The organism is Actinoplanes octamycinicus, from assembly GCF_014205225.1.
GTDB lineage: Bacteria > Actinomycetota > Actinomycetes > Mycobacteriales > Micromonosporaceae > Actinoplanes > Actinoplanes octamycinicus.
Genome location: NZ_JACHNB010000001.1, coordinates 3,311,833 through 3,326,593 on the forward strand (window position 1 = coordinate 3,311,833; position 14,761 = coordinate 3,326,593).

A 14,761-nucleotide genomic window follows, 5' to 3' on the forward strand; every position below is an offset into this window, starting at 1 on the left:
TGTCAGTACGCCTTCGTCACGTCGGCCGGCGCCCACTCGCAGATGCCGGCCTTCTCCTCGTCGGCGTGCGGGTGCACGTGGTCGTGCCCCGGCTCGGCGTGGTGCCCGGCCGGCTCCGGCGGCGCCCCGTCGTGCACGATCCGCCCGTCGTGCACCACCACGGCCCGGCCGATCAGCGGCCGCAGCGGGCCCAGCTCGTGCAGCACCAGCACGATCGTCCCGCCGTCCGCGGCGAACTTGGTCAGCGCCCCGGCGAACGCCTCCTGACTGGCCGCGTCCACGCCGGCCGTCGGCTCGTCCAGCACCAGCAGGTCGGGCTGGCCGGCCAGGGCCCGGGCGATCAGGGTGCGCTGCTGCTGGCCGCCGGAGAGGGTGGCGACCGGGTCGCCGATCCGGTCCAGCAGCCCGACCGCGGTGAGCGCCTCCCGGACCGCGGCCCGGTCGGCGGCGCCGGGCAGCCGGAACAGGCCGCGGCGGGCCAGCCGGCCGGACGCCACCACCTCGCCGACCGTGGCCGGGACGCCGCTGCCGGCGCCGAGACGCTGCGGCACGTAGCCGATCCGCTCCCACTGCCGGAAGCGGCGCTGCGGCGTACCGAAAAGATCGATCTCGCCGCGGCGGACCGGAACCAGGCCGAGGACCGTGCGGATCAGCGTGGACTTCCCGGAGCCGTTGGCGCCGAGCACGGCGACCACGTCGCCGGCGGCGACGCGGAGCGAGACGTCCCGGAGGATCTCCCGGCCGTCGTAACCGGCCGCCATGTGCCGGACCTCGACGATGCTCATGTGCCGCACCCCAATGCTGTGGTCAGAGCGGCCAGGTTGGCCCGCATCACCGAGAAGTAGTCCGCGTCCGGGTCGGTCAGGCCCTCGAGCGGGTCGAGCACCGCGGTGGTCGCGCCGGCCTCGCGCGCGATCGTCTCGGCGACCTTCGGGCTGACCAGCGTCTCGAAGAAGATCGTGGTGGTGCCGTGCGCGCGGGCCTCGGCGGCGACCTCGGCGAGCCGGCGCGGCGAGGGCTCGGCCTCCGGATCGACGCCGGTGATCCCCACCTGGGTCAGGTGGTAGCGGTCGGCCAGGTAGTGGAAGGCGGTGTGGCTGGTGACCAGCTCGCGCCGGGCGCAGGTGGCCAGGCCGGCGGCGAACTCGGCGTCCAGCTCGGTGAGCTGGCGGTGCAGGGTGGCGGCCCGGGCCCGGTAGTCGGCCGCGTGCGCCGGGTCGGTCGTGGCCAGCCGCTCGGCCAGGCCGTCACCGATCGCGGCCAGCCGGACCGGGTCCAGCCAGACGTGCGGGTCGGTCGCCTCGTCCCCGTGGTCGTGCCCCTCGTGGCCCTCCGCCTCCTGGCCCTCCGCCTCGTCGGCGTGCAGCAGGCTGACCGCGCCGGACACGTCGTATCCCTGCCGCTCCGCGTTCTGCGCGATCGCGGCGTCCACCGCGGGCTGGAAGCCGTGCAGGTAGACCGCCACCCGGGCGTCGACGATCCGGGCCACCTGGCGCGGGCTGAGCTCCACGTCGTGCGGCTCGGCGCCCGGCTTGGTCAGGTTGACCACCTGGACCAGGTCGCCGCCGACCCGCTCACTGACGAACTGCAGCGGGTAGAACGCGGCGACGATCGGGAGGCGTCCGCCGGCCTCCGCCCGCGCGCCGCAGCCGGCCAGGCCGGCCAGCACGAGCAGCAGGGGCAGCAGGCGGCGCATCATGCCACCAACTGTGGTCGATAATGACAATGATTGTCAAAAGCGCATGGGTTCTACGCCATCGCCTTGCTGACCACCGCCACGATCAGCAGGGTCAGCAGGATCACCCGGACCAGCCGGGTGATCGGCGACTGCACCGGCCAGGTGGTGAAGGTCAGCGCGGCCAGTCCGGCGGCGAGCAGCCCGAGCAGCAGCGCGCCGATCACCCCGGGCAGGAAGAGCCCGGCCAGCAGCAAGGCCAGCGCGGTGATGAACGCGGTGGTCGGGTTCACCTTGGCGAGGCGGCGCAGGAAAGGGTCGGACGTCGTCACCGTGGCTCCTGTCAGAGTGCGTACGCTCGTCACATGCTGGTGCTCAACCGCTTCACGGTCCCGCCGGACACGCGGGACGGATTCCTGGAGCGGGCGCACGCCGCGCTCGCTGCCCTGGCCGCGTGCCCGGGTTACCGCTCCGGACGGCTCACCCGGGCGCTGGAGGACACCGCCGCCTGGACCCTGGTGACCGAGTGGGAGTCGGTCGGAGCGTACCGCCGCGCGCTGGGCGCCTTCGACGTCAAGGTGCACGCCACCCCGCTGCTCGCCCAGTCGCTGGACGAGCCGTCCGCCTTCGAGACGCTCGCCAGCGCCGGCCCGGGGGAGCCCGTCAAGATCATCGAGAGTGACCGGGCCGCCGAGTCCTGGCGCTGAACACTAGGCTGGGATCCATGGCCTACGGTCAACCGCCCTTCCCGCCCGCCCCGCCGGTCCCGCCGGCCGTGCTGGCGCCGCCGCCACCGGTCGCGCCGCCCCCGCCGCCCGGCCCGGGCGTGCATCCGCCGTTCCCGGCCCCGCCGGTCGAGGGCCGCGGCCGCCGGATCGGTCTCGGGTTCGGGATCGGCGGCGGCATCGTGGCGCTGGTCTGCGGCGGCGGCCTGGCCGCGGTGATCGGCCTGGGCATCGCGATGACCAGCGCGGTCAACGAGCAGGCGCACGTGGTGGTCAGCGACTACCTGGACGCGGTCCACGACAAGGACTACGACAAGGCGTACGACCAGCTCTGCCAGGAGGCCAAGAGCTTCGAGAGCCGCGAGCGCTACAAGGCGCGGATCGCCCGCGAGGAGCAGTTCGACAGCTACACGATCGGTGACGTCGATCTGGTCAGTGGCGAGGTGCCGGTCGACCTGACCTATCCGGACGGCGACGTCGATCACCTTTCCGCGCAGCTCGGGTCGAACACCAGCACGGGCGGATTCCAGGTGTGCAGTATCGGAGAGTAATCTCCCTATCCGTCTTGTCACCGATTGATCCCGCCGACACCCAGCCGGCGTAGGAGACTCATGCCTGCCGACCGCATCGATTCCGTTGTCAGCCTTGCCAAGCGCCGGGGCTTCGTCTTTCCCTCCAGTGAGATCTACGGAGGGACCCGCTCGGCTTGGGACTACGGTCCGCTGGGCGTCGAACTCAAGGAGAACGTCCGCCGCCAGTGGTGGCGCACCATGGTCCAGCAGCGGGACGACATCGTCGGCCTCGACTCGGCCGTGATCCTGAACCGCGACGTCTGGGCTGCCTCCGGGCACCTCGACGCGTTCGTCGACCCGCTGACCGAGTGCCAGTCCTGCCACAAGCGCTTCCGGGCCGACCACCTGGAGGAGGCCTACGAGGCCAAGCACGGCAACCCGCCGGCCTCGCTGCAGGAGCTGAACTGCCCGAACTGCGGCAACAAGGGCACCTTCACCGAGCCGAAGATGTTCAACGGCCTGATGAAGACCTACCTCGGCCCGACCGAGAGCACCGAGGGCCTGCACTACCTGCGCCCGGAGACCGCCCAGGGCATCTTCGTGAACTACCTGAACGTGGCGACCGCGGCCCGCAAGAAGCCGCCGTTCGGCATCGCCCAGGTCGGCAAGAGCTTCCGGAACGAGATCACTCCGGGCAACTTCATCTTCCGGACCCGTGAGTTCGAGCAGATGGAGATGGAGTTCTTCGTCGCGCCGGGCAGCGACGAGGAGTGGCACGAGTACTGGCTGCAGGAGCGCTGGAACTGGTACCGCGGGCTGGGCCTCTCGGAGAGCAACCTGCGGTTCTACGAGCACCCCAAGGAGAAGCTCTCGCACTACTCGAAGCGGACCGTCGACATCGAGTACCGCTTCCAGTTCGGCGGCAGCGAGTTCGCCGAGCTCGAGGGCATCGCGAACCGGACCGACTTCGACCTGGCCACGCACTCCAAGCACTCCGGCGTCGACCTGTCCTACTTCGACCAGGAGAAGCAGGAGCGCTGGACGCCGTACGTGATCGAGCCGGCCGCCGGCCTGACCCGCGCGGTGCTGGCCTTCCTGCTCGAGGCGTACGACGAGGACGAGGCGCCGAACACCAAGGGCGGCGTCGACAAGCGCACGGTCATGCGGTTCGACCCGCGGCTGGCCCCGGTCAAGGTCGCGGTGCTGCCGCTGTCCCGCAACCCGGAGCTGTCGCCGAAGGCCAAGGGGCTCGCCGCCGACCTGCGCAAGCGCTGGATCGTCGAGTTCGACGACTCGCAGGCGATCGGCCGCCGGTACCGCCGGCAGGACGAGATCGGCACCCCGTTCTGCGTCACGGTCGACTTCGACACGCTCACCGACGACGCGGTGACCGTCCGGGACCGCGACACCATGAAGCAGGAGCGGGTCTCCCTCTCCCAGATCGAGGACTACCTGATCAAGCGCCTGCCCGGCTGCGCTTGATCGCCTCCGCTTCGCTCCGGCGGCATTTGGCCCCGGTGAGTCGATGACGAGAGCACCGAAAACGACCACGCTTCGCCAGTCGTTTTCGGCACTCTCGTCGTCGACGGGGGAAAGGCGTTGTGGTCGCGGTCAGAACGCGAAGCCGCCGGGGCGGTCGTTGCGGTCGGCGATCAGGCCGGCAAGCACCGCGAGGGCGATCTCCGGTGGCGTCCGGCTGCCGATGTTCAGGCCGACCGGGCGGTGCACCCGGGCGATCTCCTCGTCCGGCACGCCCAGCTCGCGCAGCGCGGCCACGTGCGGGCCCTCGTGCCGCGGGTTGCCCAGGATGCCGATCCAGCGCGACTCGCCGGCCAGCGCCTCCCGCAGCAGGGTCCCGATCTCCGGCCGGTGATGGTCGGTGAGCAGCACGTCGGTGTGCTCGTCCGGCGCCGCCGCGGCCAGGTCGGCGACCACCCGGTCCCCGTGCGGCCGTGGCGTCCCCTGCAGCCGGGTCGGGTCTGGCTCCACCACCACGACCTGGTAACCCAGCTCGATCCCGAACCGCCCCAGCATCTCGGCCACCGGCGACGCGAAAACCGCCACCAGTCGGCGCGGACCCTGTCCCTCACTCATGCGCCCGACTCTGCCCCTCACTCATGCGCCCGACTCTGCCCCTCACTCATGCGCCCGACTCTGCCCCTCACTCATGCGCCCGACTCTGTCCTCACACATGCGCCCGACTCTGTCAGATGAGCGCGGATCACGCACTCGTTCAGGTGACGCGCGACATCTAGTCTCGCGCCTATAGTGCTTCACGGCGTGAAAGCGCGCCGCCGGTTGGCGGACCGGCTAACCTTCACCCCTGGAGGCATCGATGCCCACCCTGGAAGAACGCGTGACCAGCCTGGAGGAGCGCATGAGCGAGCAGGAGAGGCTCCGCGCCAGCCAAGATCGGGACCTGTCCGACATCGGCGAGAAGCTGCGCGTCCAGCAAGAGCTCATCCAGGCCGTGGCGCAAACGCAGTCCGAGCACACCGCGACTCTCGCGAAGCACACCGCGACCCTGGACAGGCACACCGCGATGCACCGGAGCCACTCGGGGGCGCTGGCGCGGCTCGAGTTCAACATGCTCGGCCTCAAGGACGGCATGGAGCAGATCGTCGGGATGCTGGACACATTGATCGAGCGGGACGGCGACCGCTAGCAAGCCGGGTTTGATCTCCGGAACCACCCGCGGGCAATGAAGGGTGGGCTGATCGCCCTGGACGCTGAGCTGACTGGCTCCGCTTCGCTCCGCGGCAAAACGCCTGGTAACCGGTGACGAGGCAGCTGATTCCCCGCCACCGGCAAACCCCACCGGCGTCGGGGAATCAGTTGCCTCGTCACCGGCGGCGTTTTGCGGCGGCCAGATCAGCCCGCCCGGCCCGCGCTACTTAAAGAGAATTTGGTGTACGACCGCGGCCCGGCCAGGCTTGGTCGAGGTGATCGGTAGGGTGCTCAGGCCCGCGCTGCCCACTCAGATGGCGGGGTGTGGCTCTCTCCCGGCTTGGACCCTGCCGGTCACCGTGGCGCGGAGTGGCTGAAGAGGGGTTTGCCCAGCTGTAAGTAGCGTTGCCCTCCCGCCGGTGTGGTTCTGCCGCGACGACGGGAAGGTCAACGGGTACATGGGTCAGCTGATCATTGGAGTCGATCCGCACAAGCGGTCCGCGACGATCGAGATCATCAACGAGCGTGAACAGGTGCTGGCCCGTGGCAGGTACGGCACCGACACCGGTGGCTACCAGCAGATGCTCGCCGCCGGCCGCCGTCACGCCGGCCGGGTGTGGGCGGTCGAGGGCTGTAACGGCATCGGCCGGCACCTGGCCCAGCGGCTGGTCGCCGACGGCGAAACCGTGCTGGACGTCCCGGCGAAACTCGCCGCGAAAGCCCGCAACTTTGACACCGGGCACGGCCGTAAAACCGACGGTCACGACGCGCACCACATCGCGGTGACCGCCCTGCGCACCCCGGGCCTGCGCCGCGTTCACGCCGACGGCGCCACCGTCGCGCTGCGGCTGCTGGCCGACCGCCGCGACCAGCTCGGTGTCGCCCGCACCGAGACCATCAACCGGCTGCACCAGCTACTGCTCGAACTGATCCCCGGCGGCGCGAAGAAGAACCTGACCACCGACCAGGCCCGCACCCTGCTCGAACGCGTCAGCGTCCCGGCCGGCGACATCGTCACCGCCACCCGCTATCAGCTGGCCGGCGACCTGGCCGACGAGCTCACCACCCTGGACACCAAGATCAAAGCAGCCAACCGGCAGCTGAAGACCGTGCTGGCCGCCACCGGCACCCAGCTGACCAGCCTCAACGGCATCGGCCCCTCCGGCGCCGCCCGCCTGCTCGGCGACATCGGCGACATCAGCCGCTTCCCGACCCGCGGGCACTTCGCCACCTGGAACGGCACCGCCCCCATCGACGTGTCCTCCGGCGACAACCATCATCACCGGCTCAACCGGGCCGGGAACCGGCGCATCAACCGGGTCCTGCACATCATGGCCATCACCCAGCTCCGCTTCGACACCCCCGGCCGCGCCTACTACCAGCGCAAACGCGCCGAAGGCAAAACCGCGATGGAAGCCATGCGAGCGTTGAAACGACGCCTGTCCGACACCGTCTACCGCCAAATGATCAAAGACGACCACACGGCACAACAGACAGCGACGGGTCCGGGAGGACACACGGGGGCGACTCTGAACTCCAGCGCGGCCGACCCAAACCCCAAGATCGACACTTCGGAAAAGTCACAACCCGGACCCGCCAACCACCACCCTAAAACACCCCTCACACCAACCCCTTGACAGAGGGGTGCCGGGAGCATGCGATCCGTACCCCAGCGGACGTGCGCATATGAGGATCTTGATTTTGACTTTCCTCGGGTGAGCGAGCCACCCTGGAACGCGTGACTCCGCTCATGCTCGGCAATCACGCCGTCAATCCACCCGTCGTCCTGGCTCCGATGGCGGGGATCACCAACGTGGCGTTCCGGCGGCTCTGCCGGGAGCAGGGCGGCGGGGTCTACGTCTGCGAGATGATCACCACGCGGGCGCTGGTGGAGCGGATCCCCAAGACGCTCAAGATGATCGCGTTCGCCGAGGACGAGGGTTTCCGCAGCCTGCAGCTCTACGGCGTGGACCCGGATGTGACCGAGGCCGCGGTCCGGATGGTCGGCGAGCGGGACCTGGCCGATCACGTCGACCTGAACTTCGGCTGCCCGGTGCCGAAGGTGACCCGGCGCGGCGGCGGTTCGGCCCTGCCCTGGCGGCGCAAGCTGTTCGGCCGGATCGTCCGGCAGGCGGTGCGGGCCGCCGCGGAGCACGGTCTCCCGCTGACCATCAAGATGCGCAAGGGCATCGACGACAACCATCTGACGTACGTGGAGGCCGGCCTGATCGCCCAGGAGGCCGGCGTGGCCGCCGTGGCGTTGCACGCCCGCACCGCCGAGCAGCGGTACTCCGGCCAGGCCGACTGGGACGCGATCGCCACCCTGAAGCAGGCCCTGGACGTCCCGGTGCTGGGCAACGGCGACATCTGGGAGGGTTCGGACGCGCTCCGGATGGTCGCGCACACCGGCGTCGACGGCGTCGTCGTCGGCCGCGGCTGCCTGGGCCGCCCGTGGCTCTTCGCCGATCTGGAGGCCGCCTTCACGCAGGGCGCCGGCTACCAGCCGGTGCTGCCCAGCCTGGGCGAGGTCGCCAAGATCATGTCCCGGCACGCGCAGCTGCTGGTCGAGGCGCTGGAGGACGAGCGGCACGGGTGCGCCGACTTCCGCAAGCACGTCGCGTGGTACCTGAAGGGCTTCCCGGTCGGCGGCGACCTCCGCCGCAGCCTCGCGATGATCTCCTCGCTCACCGAGCTGGACGACCTGCTCGGCAAGCTCGACCCGGCGATCCCGTTCCCGGTCGAGTCGCTGGGCCAGCCGCGCGGCCGGGTCAACGCGCCCGGCAAGGTGTCGCTCCCGCACGGCTGGCTCGACTCCCGCGATGACGACACCGTCCCGGAGGGCGCCGAGATGGAAGACAGCGGCGGCTAGCGGTTCCGGGCTGGCCCGCACGGGTGTCTCGGGCGGCTTGAGGCACCCGTGGGAGCCAGCCGGCTAACCGGCGGGGCTGCGCCGGGCCGCGAGGCGGGCTGTCGCGATCAGCGGGAGGGCGGCTACGGCGAAGAGCCATCCCAGCGGGACCGGCAGGGCGAAGCCGGCGTAGAGCAGCACGGCGCACAGTTCGGCGGCGAAGCCGCTGACCGACAGGACCGTGGTGCGGGCGGCCGACGGGATGACCTCCTGCAGGCCGGTCCCCGCGTGCACCATCGCGTACTGGAGCAGGCCGAACGCGGCGGCCACCGGGACCATCCCGGCCAGGTGCGGGAGCAGTGCGCCGGTTGCCAGCAGGGTCGCGGCCAGCAGCAGCGGGCGGGTCGGCGGGCGGACCGGGCGGCGGGCGGCGACGGCGCTGCCGGCCGCCATCGCGAGGGCGGTCAGGGCGAAGAGCAGTGGCACCGCGGCGGTCGGGGCGCCCTTGTCGCGGGCCAGCAGCGGGAGGTATTCGTCGAGCGCGGAGAAACCGGGGACCAGGGCGGCGACCAGCAGCGCCCGGGCCACGGCACGGTCGCCACGGATCAGGCGCAGGGCCGTGCGGACGGGTGCGGCGGGTGGCTCCGGGGTGGCCGGGGGATCGGGGGCGGAGGGCGTACCGGGAAGGGGTTTGTCGGGGAGGCGGAGCGCGAGCAAGCCGCCTGCCGTGACCGTCGCGATGCTGATCGTGCCGACCAGGTGGTAGCCGCCGGCGGCGTAGGCGGGCGCGGCCAGCAGCGTGGCGGCGAGCATGGCGAGCAGGCCGACCGTGCCGGCGTGGCCGGTCAGCCGGGCGTAGGCCGCGGCGTCGCCCAGCGCGTCGTAGCTGAGCGCCTCCAGGGTGCCGGAGCTCAGCGCGCCGCCGAGACCCCACAGCACGAAGCCCGCGGCGAAGCCCGGATAGCCGGGCCAGAGCAGCCAGCAGCCGAAACCGGCGGCGGTGAGCAGCTCACCGAGCGCGTAGACGCGCTTGCGGGACCAGGTGTCGGCGAGCGCGCCGGCCGGGATCTCGCAGCTGAACGCGACGATCGACCAGATCGCGAAGAGCGAGGAGATCTGGCCGGTGGTGAGCCCGGCGTCGGCGAAGAGCAGCGCGTAGACCGGGTAGAGCAGCACGCCCTCGGCGCAGGCCCGGGTGAGATACAGGGTTCAGCGTCAAATCGGATGCATGCGGCCAGTCTGCCGCACCGGTCAACCGGTATCGGCAGCCCGGAGATGAACCGGTTAAGCTGACCGGCATGGCGACGATTCTGATCACCGGCTCCAGCGACGGCATCGGGCGGCACACGGCCGCGACGCTGGCCGCCGAGGGGCACCGGGTCACCCTGCACGCGCGCAACGAGCGGCGGGCCGAGGACGCGCGCAAGGCCGTCCCGGAGGCCGCCGACGTGCTCGTCGGTGACCTGGCCTCGCTGGCGCAGACCCGGGAGCTGGCCGCCCAGGCGGTCGCGGCCGGGCCGTCCGACGTGGTGATCCACAACGCCGGTGTGGGTGGCGGGCAGCAGGCCCCGGAGCTCACCGAGGACGGGCTGGAGCGGATCTTCCAGGTCAACACGCTCGCCCCCTACCTGCTGACCGCGCTGATGCCGGCGCCGGCCCGGCTGATCTACCTCACCTCGGGGCTGGAGGCGGACGGGCGGGCGCGCCTGGACGACCCGCAGTGGCGGGCCCGCCCGTGGCACGGGATGCAGGCCTACAGCGACTCCAAGCTGTACGACGTGCTGCTCGCCTTCGCGGTGGCCCGCCGCTGGCCGGGCACCCTGAGCAACGCGGTCGACCCGGGCTGGATCCGCACCCGGCTGGGCGGCCCGGACGCCACCGACGACCTGCCGGAGGGCGCCGAGACCCAGGTCTGGCTGGCCACCTCGGACGAGCCGGCGGCCACCGTGACCGGGCACTACTTCAAGCGCCGCCAGTCGCTGACCGCCAACCCGCAGGCCTACGACGTCGAGCTGCAGGAGCGCCTGCTCGCCGTCTGCGCCGACCTGACCGGCGTCGAGCTGCCGGCCTAGCGCAGGCGCGCCTCGTCCGCGGCGGCCCGGCCGGACTCCCAGCCCTCCAGGCTGTCGACCCGGCTGCCGCGGGCCCGGACCGTACGCGGGAAGACCTTCTCCATCGCGGCCCGGACCTGGAGGTCCCGGTCGCGCAGCACCGGGAGCAGGTCGCCGTGGCCGGCGTACTCCCGGTCGGCGGCCTGCCGGAGCCGCTCGCCGATCCGCGCCGCGTAGGCGATCAGGAACGACCGGCGGAACGCCTTGACCCTGGCCTTGCCCTTGGCCGGCTCGTCGCGGGTCATCGCCCGGTTCGCCTGGACCAGCAGCGAGGTGTAGAGCAGCTCGACCGCGTCGATGTCGGCGTCGAACCCGAAGACGGTGCTGAAGCCCAGCTCCGGGGACCAGACCGTGCGGCAGCTGTTGGCCCGGGAGACGGCGTCGAGCAGGCTGGCCTTCTCGTTCTCGTACGGGTGGTCGACACCGATCCGGCGGGCGAACGGCACCACGTCGACGGCCGGCGCGGTGACCTCCTCGATCCGGTACCGGGTGATCAGCTCCTGGGCCTTGGCGCTGTAGCTCTCCGCCTCGGCCGGGAAGTCGGTGGCCTCCGCCTTGGCCAGCAGTGCCCGCACCCGGTCCAGCACCCGCTTGTCGGCGTGGTGGTGGACGGTGGTGGCCGGGGTGCCCGGTGGCGGCAGCAGGATCTCGATGGCCGGCAGCAGCCGCAACTCGGCCAGCAGGCCGAGGGAGGCGTCGAGGAGGGTGATCCGGTCCGGTCGGCGGCCCTCGGCGATCGTCAACTGGACGGCCTGGGCGCGCCAGTCGTCGTCGACCGGGTCCTTGCCGATCAGGAAGGCCGCGGCGGCCTCGGCCACCAGCCGGCCCTGGATCGGGTCACCCCGGCGGGCGATCGCCCGGTGCAGCTCGACCGGCTGCCAGCCGTTGCGGAAGAGCCGGTCGAACTCGTCGCCCAGCACGGCCCGCAACGCCGCGTCGGTCTCCGCCGCCGGGGCGCCGGTGAGCAGGTCGAGGGCGGTTTCGTGATCGAGCTCTCCGGCCCGGACGCGTACGAGGATCTCCCGGGCCGACATGGTTCGCATGCTAGTGCCGTGGGCGGGGAGGGTGGTGCGGACCCTCCCCGCCGGGGGTGGCGGATCACGGCTTACACGGTGCGGGTCAGACGTCGAGGTCGTTCTCGATGCGGCGCAGCTGGTGCCGCGCCATCGCGAGGTTCGCCCGGTCCTTGCGCAGGGCCACGTAGAGGAACAGCCCCTTGCCCTGCCGGCTGGTCAGCGGCCGGATCATGTGGTACTGGGTGTCCAGGGTGATGAGGATGTCCTCGATCTTTTCGGAGAGATTGAGCATCTCCATCGCCCGCAGCTTCGCCCGGACCACGTCGGTGTTGCCGGCCGCGGCGACCGTGAGGTCGAGCTCCTTGCCGCCGCCGAGGGTGCCCAGGGCCATGCCGCTGGTGTGGTCGACGAGAGCGACGCCGATGCAGCCGTCGATCTCCATGATTTCCTTCAGTGCGGTGTCCATGTCGGGCATGGGATTCGTTCCTCCGTTGTGCTGGGATGGCGGCCCGCCGTCGCGGCGGCACCGGATGGATGCGGCGGTCTGCCGCGGTTGGAGCTGCCGGTCACCCGGCCGCCGTGCGGCGGCGCGGGGCGTTCGACAGGGTGGCCATCGGGGTCCGCCGGGCCAGCGGGATCGACGACGGTCCGGTCTGTTGCGGAATCTCCGGCCGCAGATGTTGCTGCGACGCGTTCTCCAGGGCCAGGAGCTTGACGATCCGGCGTACGCACCGCCGCGCCTCCAGGTGCACCATCGCGAGGTTCGCGTCGCCCGAGGTGACGACGGTGAGCAGCGCGTTCGGGCCGGCGGTGTACGAGGTGATGTATCCGCCGTCGCACTCGACGACCGACTCGCGCAGCTCGCCGTGGTTGACGGCGTGCGCGAACCGCCGGGCCAGCGCCAGGTGCGCCGCGGCGAGAGCGGCCAGGGTGTCCGGTTCGATCCCGTGTGAGTCATGCGCGACGACCAGCCCGTCGGCGGTGGCGAGCACGCTGCCGGACAGCTCTGGCACCCTGCTCCGCAGGCGGCCCAACTCGTCGAGTACCGCCGGATCCACCGTCATCCTCGGACGCTCCTTCTGGTAGCGGGGGTGCGCGCGTCACCGCAGTGCCCTCAGTGCGGTGCGTATGCGTTTGAGCAGGACTTCGTCGGTGCCCTGATGCACCGGCGGGTTCTCGACGGCGAGTTCCTTGGGCAGCTTCGCCCCGGGTTTGCGCCGGGCCAGCCGGGGCAACCGGTTCGGCCCGGTGTTCCCCTCCCCGGGAGGTGGCGCAGGGGGCGGAAGGGCAGGTGGCGGGCCCGCCACCACGGGTACGGCCGGGGGTGGGTCGGGCCGGGCCACCGGCGCGGCGTCGCCCCGGTGCTGCGGGATCCGGACGAAGTCCGTGGTCTCCGAGGCCCGGGTCGCGGGCAACTCGATCAGGCCCAGGGCGGCGAGCCGGCGCAGCTCCTGGATGGTCGCGTAGCCCGCCCGGCCGAGCAGCAGCGCCAGGTCGGCCGGGGTGCGCTGGCCGTCCGCGTGGATCAGCAGCTCCCACTGCATCGCGGTGACGGTGACCCGCTCCCGCGGCGGCCGGGACACCGGGCTGACCGGCGCCGTGTCGATCCGCGGGTTCGGGAAGATGTCGTCGAGCAGCTTGACCCGCCGGAGTACCTCCCGCTGCACCGCGGCCGCGTCGATGTGCACCACCGGCCCCAGCCAGTGGGTGGCCGACGGCAGGAAGTCCACCGGCGCGGCGCCGGTGGCCAGCACGAAGTACGCCGCGTCGTAGGTCGCGCCGAGCACGCACAGCTCCAGCTCCCCCTGGGTGAGATGACCCTGCTCGACCAGCAGCCGGCCGACCCGGGCCGAGGAGGTGGCCAGGTCCAGCGCGTTCTGCCAGGTGCGCCCGGCCAGCCGGCCGGACGAGGTGAGCAGCTCGCCGACCCCCGGCGCGGCCGGTGACTCGGCGTAGATCACCCGTCCCTCGAAGACGTAGACCGCGCCGCCGGGATGGCCACCCACCACCAGCGCTCCGGTCTGCCGCTCGTCGGCGATCCGCGTGAGCAGATCACCGGGGGCGGCGGTCTTCGTGGGGGCCACCGTTACTCCTCACTGGTGTGTGCGTTGGTCATGTCGCGACGAGCTCGTCGGCGAGGCGCTGCATCTGGCGGCGGGCGACGGCGAGGTTGCCGCGCACCCGGTCCAGCCAGACGTAGAGCACCAGACGGCTGTCGAACTCGGTCTGGACGACCCGCAGGAGGTGGTAACCCCCGGCGGTCGTGATGATCAGGTCTTCGAGCAGGTCGTGCGGGATGGCCGAGACGAACAGCGACCGGCTGTTCGCGGCCTGGACCACGTCCGCGGTCCCCGCCGCCGTGGCCTCGTGATCCGCGTTGGGTGCGGCTCCGGTCGTGGCGACCGGGAAGCCGGTGGTGTAGTCGACGATGCTGGCCCCGATCGCGCCGGGGATCGTCATGGCCTCCTGTAGGCAGTGATCGACGCCGGGCACTTCTCTCCTCAGCGCTGCTACCGGGCTTCGTTGCTCGGCCGTGTTCAGTTGAGTCGTTCTCTCGGCGGCCGCCGGGCACCTCGGCCGCCACCGTGCGCCATCCTCCGGTGACACGGAGCCGACAGGTCGCACGGTTTGTGCGTCATGGTCCAATGGCCGGGATCCGGCCCCGGGGCCGGCGGGGACGCGGCAGCATCCGCGGCCGGGTCCGGATCCGGGGCGGCACCACGTCGCCCAGCCAGTGCCGTTCCCCCGGGACGAACCGGGCCGGCGCGTCCGGCTGCCGCAGCAGCACCCGGGTGGCGCCGGCGATCGCCGCCACCACCCGCAGCGCCAGCTCGTGCTGCCCGAGCCAGCCGTCGCGCAGCAGCACCCGGCCGACCCGGCAGGTCCGGTGACCCTCCGCGTACGCCGCCCGCCAGGTCTGCGGAGCCAGCCGGCCGGAGCCGATCAGGCGCTCCGCCAGGCTCGGCGCGGCCGGCGACTCGGCGTACGCGATCCGCCCCGCCACCAGGTAGAAGACCCCGCCCGGGGTACCGCCGACGTGCAGCGCGCCGGTCCGTCCGGACCGGCTCAGCTCGCTCAGCAGGCGCCGCGTCGTCGCGGTCGCCGGTGAACCAGGAATCACGGAACGTCATCCTGCGGGCCATCGAGTGCTGTCGTCGCACGGCGGGTGCGCCGCACCACCCGGGTCACCCGTCGGAGTCGCGTAAC

General features: G+C 71.8%; 18 protein-coding genes. 7 read left to right on the forward strand and 11 right to left on the reverse strand.

Translation table 11 applies throughout. The features are described from left to right. Positions 1-2: 2 nt before the first annotated feature. Genes BJY16_RS14895 through BJY16_RS14905 form a run of 3 tightly spaced genes read right to left on the reverse strand, consistent with a single transcriptional unit; the run spans position 3 to position 2,007 of the window. Positions 3-785 (reverse strand): metal ABC transporter ATP-binding protein, encoded by a 783-nt coding sequence (locus tag BJY16_RS14895; RefSeq protein WP_185040027.1) that lies wholly within the window; start codon positions 783-785, stop codon positions 3-5. Next, positions 782-1,699: a metal ABC transporter substrate-binding protein gene (locus tag BJY16_RS14900; protein WP_185040028.1), complete on the reverse strand. Its 918-nt coding sequence runs from the start codon at positions 1,697-1,699 to the stop codon at positions 782-784. The genes BJY16_RS14895 and BJY16_RS14900 overlap by 4 nt, the downstream gene beginning before the upstream one ends. A gap of 50 nt (positions 1,700-1,749) precedes the next feature. Then, a complete protein-coding gene (locus BJY16_RS14905) occupies positions 1,750-2,007 on the reverse strand; it encodes a DUF6703 family protein (RefSeq protein WP_185040029.1) in 258 nt (85 codons plus the stop codon). Positions 2,008-2,040: 33 nt separating this feature from the next. Between BJY16_RS14905 and BJY16_RS14910 the strand changes: the two genes are divergently transcribed. From BJY16_RS14910 to BJY16_RS14920, 3 genes are read left to right on the forward strand one after another with little or no spacing between them, the layout of a single operon-like run. After that, on the forward strand, positions 2,041-2,382 hold the full coding sequence (locus BJY16_RS14910) for an antibiotic biosynthesis monooxygenase family protein (RefSeq protein WP_185040030.1): 342 nt from the start codon (positions 2,041-2,043) through the stop codon (positions 2,380-2,382). A 17-nt stretch (positions 2,383-2,399) separates the two neighbouring features. Beyond that, positions 2,400-2,951 carry a hypothetical protein gene (locus BJY16_RS14915; RefSeq protein ID WP_239176494.1) on the forward strand — a complete coding sequence of 184 codons (552 nt, stop codon included), beginning with the start codon at positions 2,400-2,402 and terminating at the stop codon, positions 2,949-2,951. 60 nt (positions 2,952-3,011) lie between these two features. Then, the gene (locus BJY16_RS14920; RefSeq protein WP_185040031.1) at positions 3,012-4,394 is read left to right on the forward strand and encodes a glycine--tRNA ligase; all 1,383 of its coding nucleotides are present in this window, start codon (positions 3,012-3,014) and stop codon (positions 4,392-4,394) included. 129 nt (positions 4,395-4,523) lie between these two features. Here the strand turns inward: BJY16_RS14920 and BJY16_RS14925 are convergent, their stop codons facing one another. Further along, positions 4,524-5,006 carry an XdhC family protein gene (locus BJY16_RS14925; protein WP_185040032.1) on the reverse strand — a complete coding sequence of 161 codons (483 nt, stop codon included), beginning with the start codon at positions 5,004-5,006 and terminating at the stop codon, positions 4,524-4,526. Between the two features lie 241 nt (positions 5,007-5,247). Here BJY16_RS14925 and BJY16_RS14930 point away from each other — a divergent pair, with 241 nt between their 5' ends. The 3 genes from BJY16_RS14930 (at position 5,248) to dusB (ending at position 8,448) form a co-directional block, all read left to right on the forward strand. Then, positions 5,248-5,577 carry a hypothetical protein gene (locus tag BJY16_RS14930; RefSeq protein WP_185040033.1) on the forward strand — a complete coding sequence of 110 codons (330 nt, stop codon included), beginning with the start codon at positions 5,248-5,250 and terminating at the stop codon, positions 5,575-5,577. Positions 5,578-5,998: 421 nt separating this feature from the next. Next, a complete protein-coding gene (locus BJY16_RS14935) occupies positions 5,999-7,216 on the forward strand; it encodes an IS110 family RNA-guided transposase (protein ID WP_311775285.1) in 1,218 nt (405 codons plus the stop codon). A 113-nt stretch (positions 7,217-7,329) separates the two neighbouring features. After that, positions 7,330-8,448 (forward strand): tRNA dihydrouridine synthase DusB, encoded by a 1,119-nt coding sequence (gene dusB, locus BJY16_RS14940; RefSeq protein WP_185046459.1) that lies wholly within the window; start codon positions 7,330-7,332, stop codon positions 8,446-8,448. A 63-nt stretch (positions 8,449-8,511) separates the two neighbouring features. Here the strand turns inward: dusB and BJY16_RS14945 are convergent, their stop codons facing one another. Further along, the gene (locus BJY16_RS14945) at positions 8,512-9,603 is read right to left on the reverse strand and encodes an MFS transporter (protein WP_239176496.1); all 1,092 of its coding nucleotides are present in this window, start codon (positions 9,601-9,603) and stop codon (positions 8,512-8,514) included. 122 nt (positions 9,604-9,725) lie between these two features. Here BJY16_RS14945 and BJY16_RS14950 point away from each other — a divergent pair, with 122 nt between their 5' ends. Further along, a complete protein-coding gene (locus BJY16_RS14950) occupies positions 9,726-10,499 on the forward strand; it encodes an SDR family NAD(P)-dependent oxidoreductase (RefSeq protein ID WP_185040034.1) in 774 nt (257 codons plus the stop codon). Here BJY16_RS14950 and BJY16_RS14955 read toward each other — a convergent pair. From BJY16_RS14955 to BJY16_RS14980, 6 genes are all read right to left on the reverse strand, one after another. Beyond that, positions 10,496-11,572, reverse strand: a complete 1,077-nt coding sequence (locus BJY16_RS14955) for a DUF2786 domain-containing protein (protein WP_185040035.1) — start codon at positions 11,570-11,572, stop codon at positions 10,496-10,498. The genes BJY16_RS14950 and BJY16_RS14955 overlap by 4 nt on opposite strands. Before the next feature lie 85 nt (positions 11,573-11,657). Then, positions 11,658-12,029 (reverse strand): hypothetical protein, encoded by a 372-nt coding sequence (locus tag BJY16_RS14960; protein ID WP_185040036.1) that lies wholly within the window; start codon positions 12,027-12,029, stop codon positions 11,658-11,660. A gap of 91 nt (positions 12,030-12,120) precedes the next feature. Further along, positions 12,121-12,618, reverse strand: coding sequence for a roadblock/LC7 domain-containing protein (locus BJY16_RS14965; protein ID WP_185040037.1), 498 nt, complete (start codon positions 12,616-12,618; stop codon positions 12,121-12,123). A 36-nt stretch (positions 12,619-12,654) separates the two neighbouring features. Next, complete coding sequence (locus BJY16_RS14970; RefSeq protein ID WP_185040038.1) at positions 12,655-13,638, reverse strand: DUF4388 domain-containing protein; 984 nt, start codon at positions 13,636-13,638, stop codon at positions 12,655-12,657. A 28-nt stretch (positions 13,639-13,666) separates the two neighbouring features. Continuing rightward, positions 13,667-14,014, reverse strand: a complete 348-nt coding sequence (locus BJY16_RS14975) for a roadblock/LC7 domain-containing protein (protein ID WP_221501967.1) — start codon at positions 14,012-14,014, stop codon at positions 13,667-13,669. 175 nt (positions 14,015-14,189) lie between these two features. Further along, a complete protein-coding gene (locus tag BJY16_RS14980) occupies positions 14,190-14,675 on the reverse strand; it encodes a hypothetical protein (protein ID WP_185040040.1) in 486 nt (161 codons plus the stop codon). Positions 14,676-14,761: the final 86 nt, after the last annotated feature.

Excerpts from the sequence above, each read along its gene's own strand:
- BJY16_RS14895 (WP_185040027.1), bottom strand. The coding sequence starts at position 785 with ATGAGCATCGTCGAGGTCCGGCACATGGCGGCCGGTTACGACGGCCGG.
- BJY16_RS14900 (WP_185040028.1), bottom strand. The coding sequence starts at position 1,699 with ATGATGCGCCGCCTGCTGCCCCTGCTGCTCGTGCTGGCCGGCCTGGCC.
- BJY16_RS14910 (WP_185040030.1), top strand. The coding sequence starts at position 2,041 with ATGCTGGTGCTCAACCGCTTCACGGTCCCGCCGGACACGCGGGACGGA.
- BJY16_RS14915 (WP_239176494.1), top strand. The coding sequence starts at position 2,400 with ATGGCCTACGGTCAACCGCCCTTCCCGCCCGCCCCGCCGGTCCCGCCG.
- BJY16_RS14920 (WP_185040031.1), top strand. The coding sequence starts at position 3,012 with ATGCCTGCCGACCGCATCGATTCCGTTGTCAGCCTTGCCAAGCGCCGG.
- BJY16_RS14925 (WP_185040032.1), bottom strand. The coding sequence starts at position 5,006 with ATGAGTGAGGGACAGGGTCCGCGCCGACTGGTGGCGGTTTTCGCGTCG.
- BJY16_RS14930 (WP_185040033.1), top strand. The coding sequence starts at position 5,248 with ATGCCCACCCTGGAAGAACGCGTGACCAGCCTGGAGGAGCGCATGAGC.
- dusB (WP_185046459.1), top strand. The coding sequence starts at position 7,330 with ATGCTCGGCAATCACGCCGTCAATCCACCCGTCGTCCTGGCTCCGATG.
- BJY16_RS14950 (WP_185040034.1), top strand. The coding sequence starts at position 9,726 with ATGGCGACGATTCTGATCACCGGCTCCAGCGACGGCATCGGGCGGCAC.
- BJY16_RS14955 (WP_185040035.1), bottom strand. The coding sequence starts at position 11,572 with ATGTCGGCCCGGGAGATCCTCGTACGCGTCCGGGCCGGAGAGCTCGAT.
- BJY16_RS14960 (WP_185040036.1), bottom strand. The coding sequence starts at position 12,029 with ATGCCCGACATGGACACCGCACTGAAGGAAATCATGGAGATCGACGGC.
- BJY16_RS14965 (WP_185040037.1), bottom strand. The coding sequence starts at position 12,618 with ATGACGGTGGATCCGGCGGTACTCGACGAGTTGGGCCGCCTGCGGAGC.
- BJY16_RS14975 (WP_221501967.1), bottom strand. The coding sequence starts at position 14,014 with ATGACGATCCCCGGCGCGATCGGGGCCAGCATCGTCGACTACACCACC.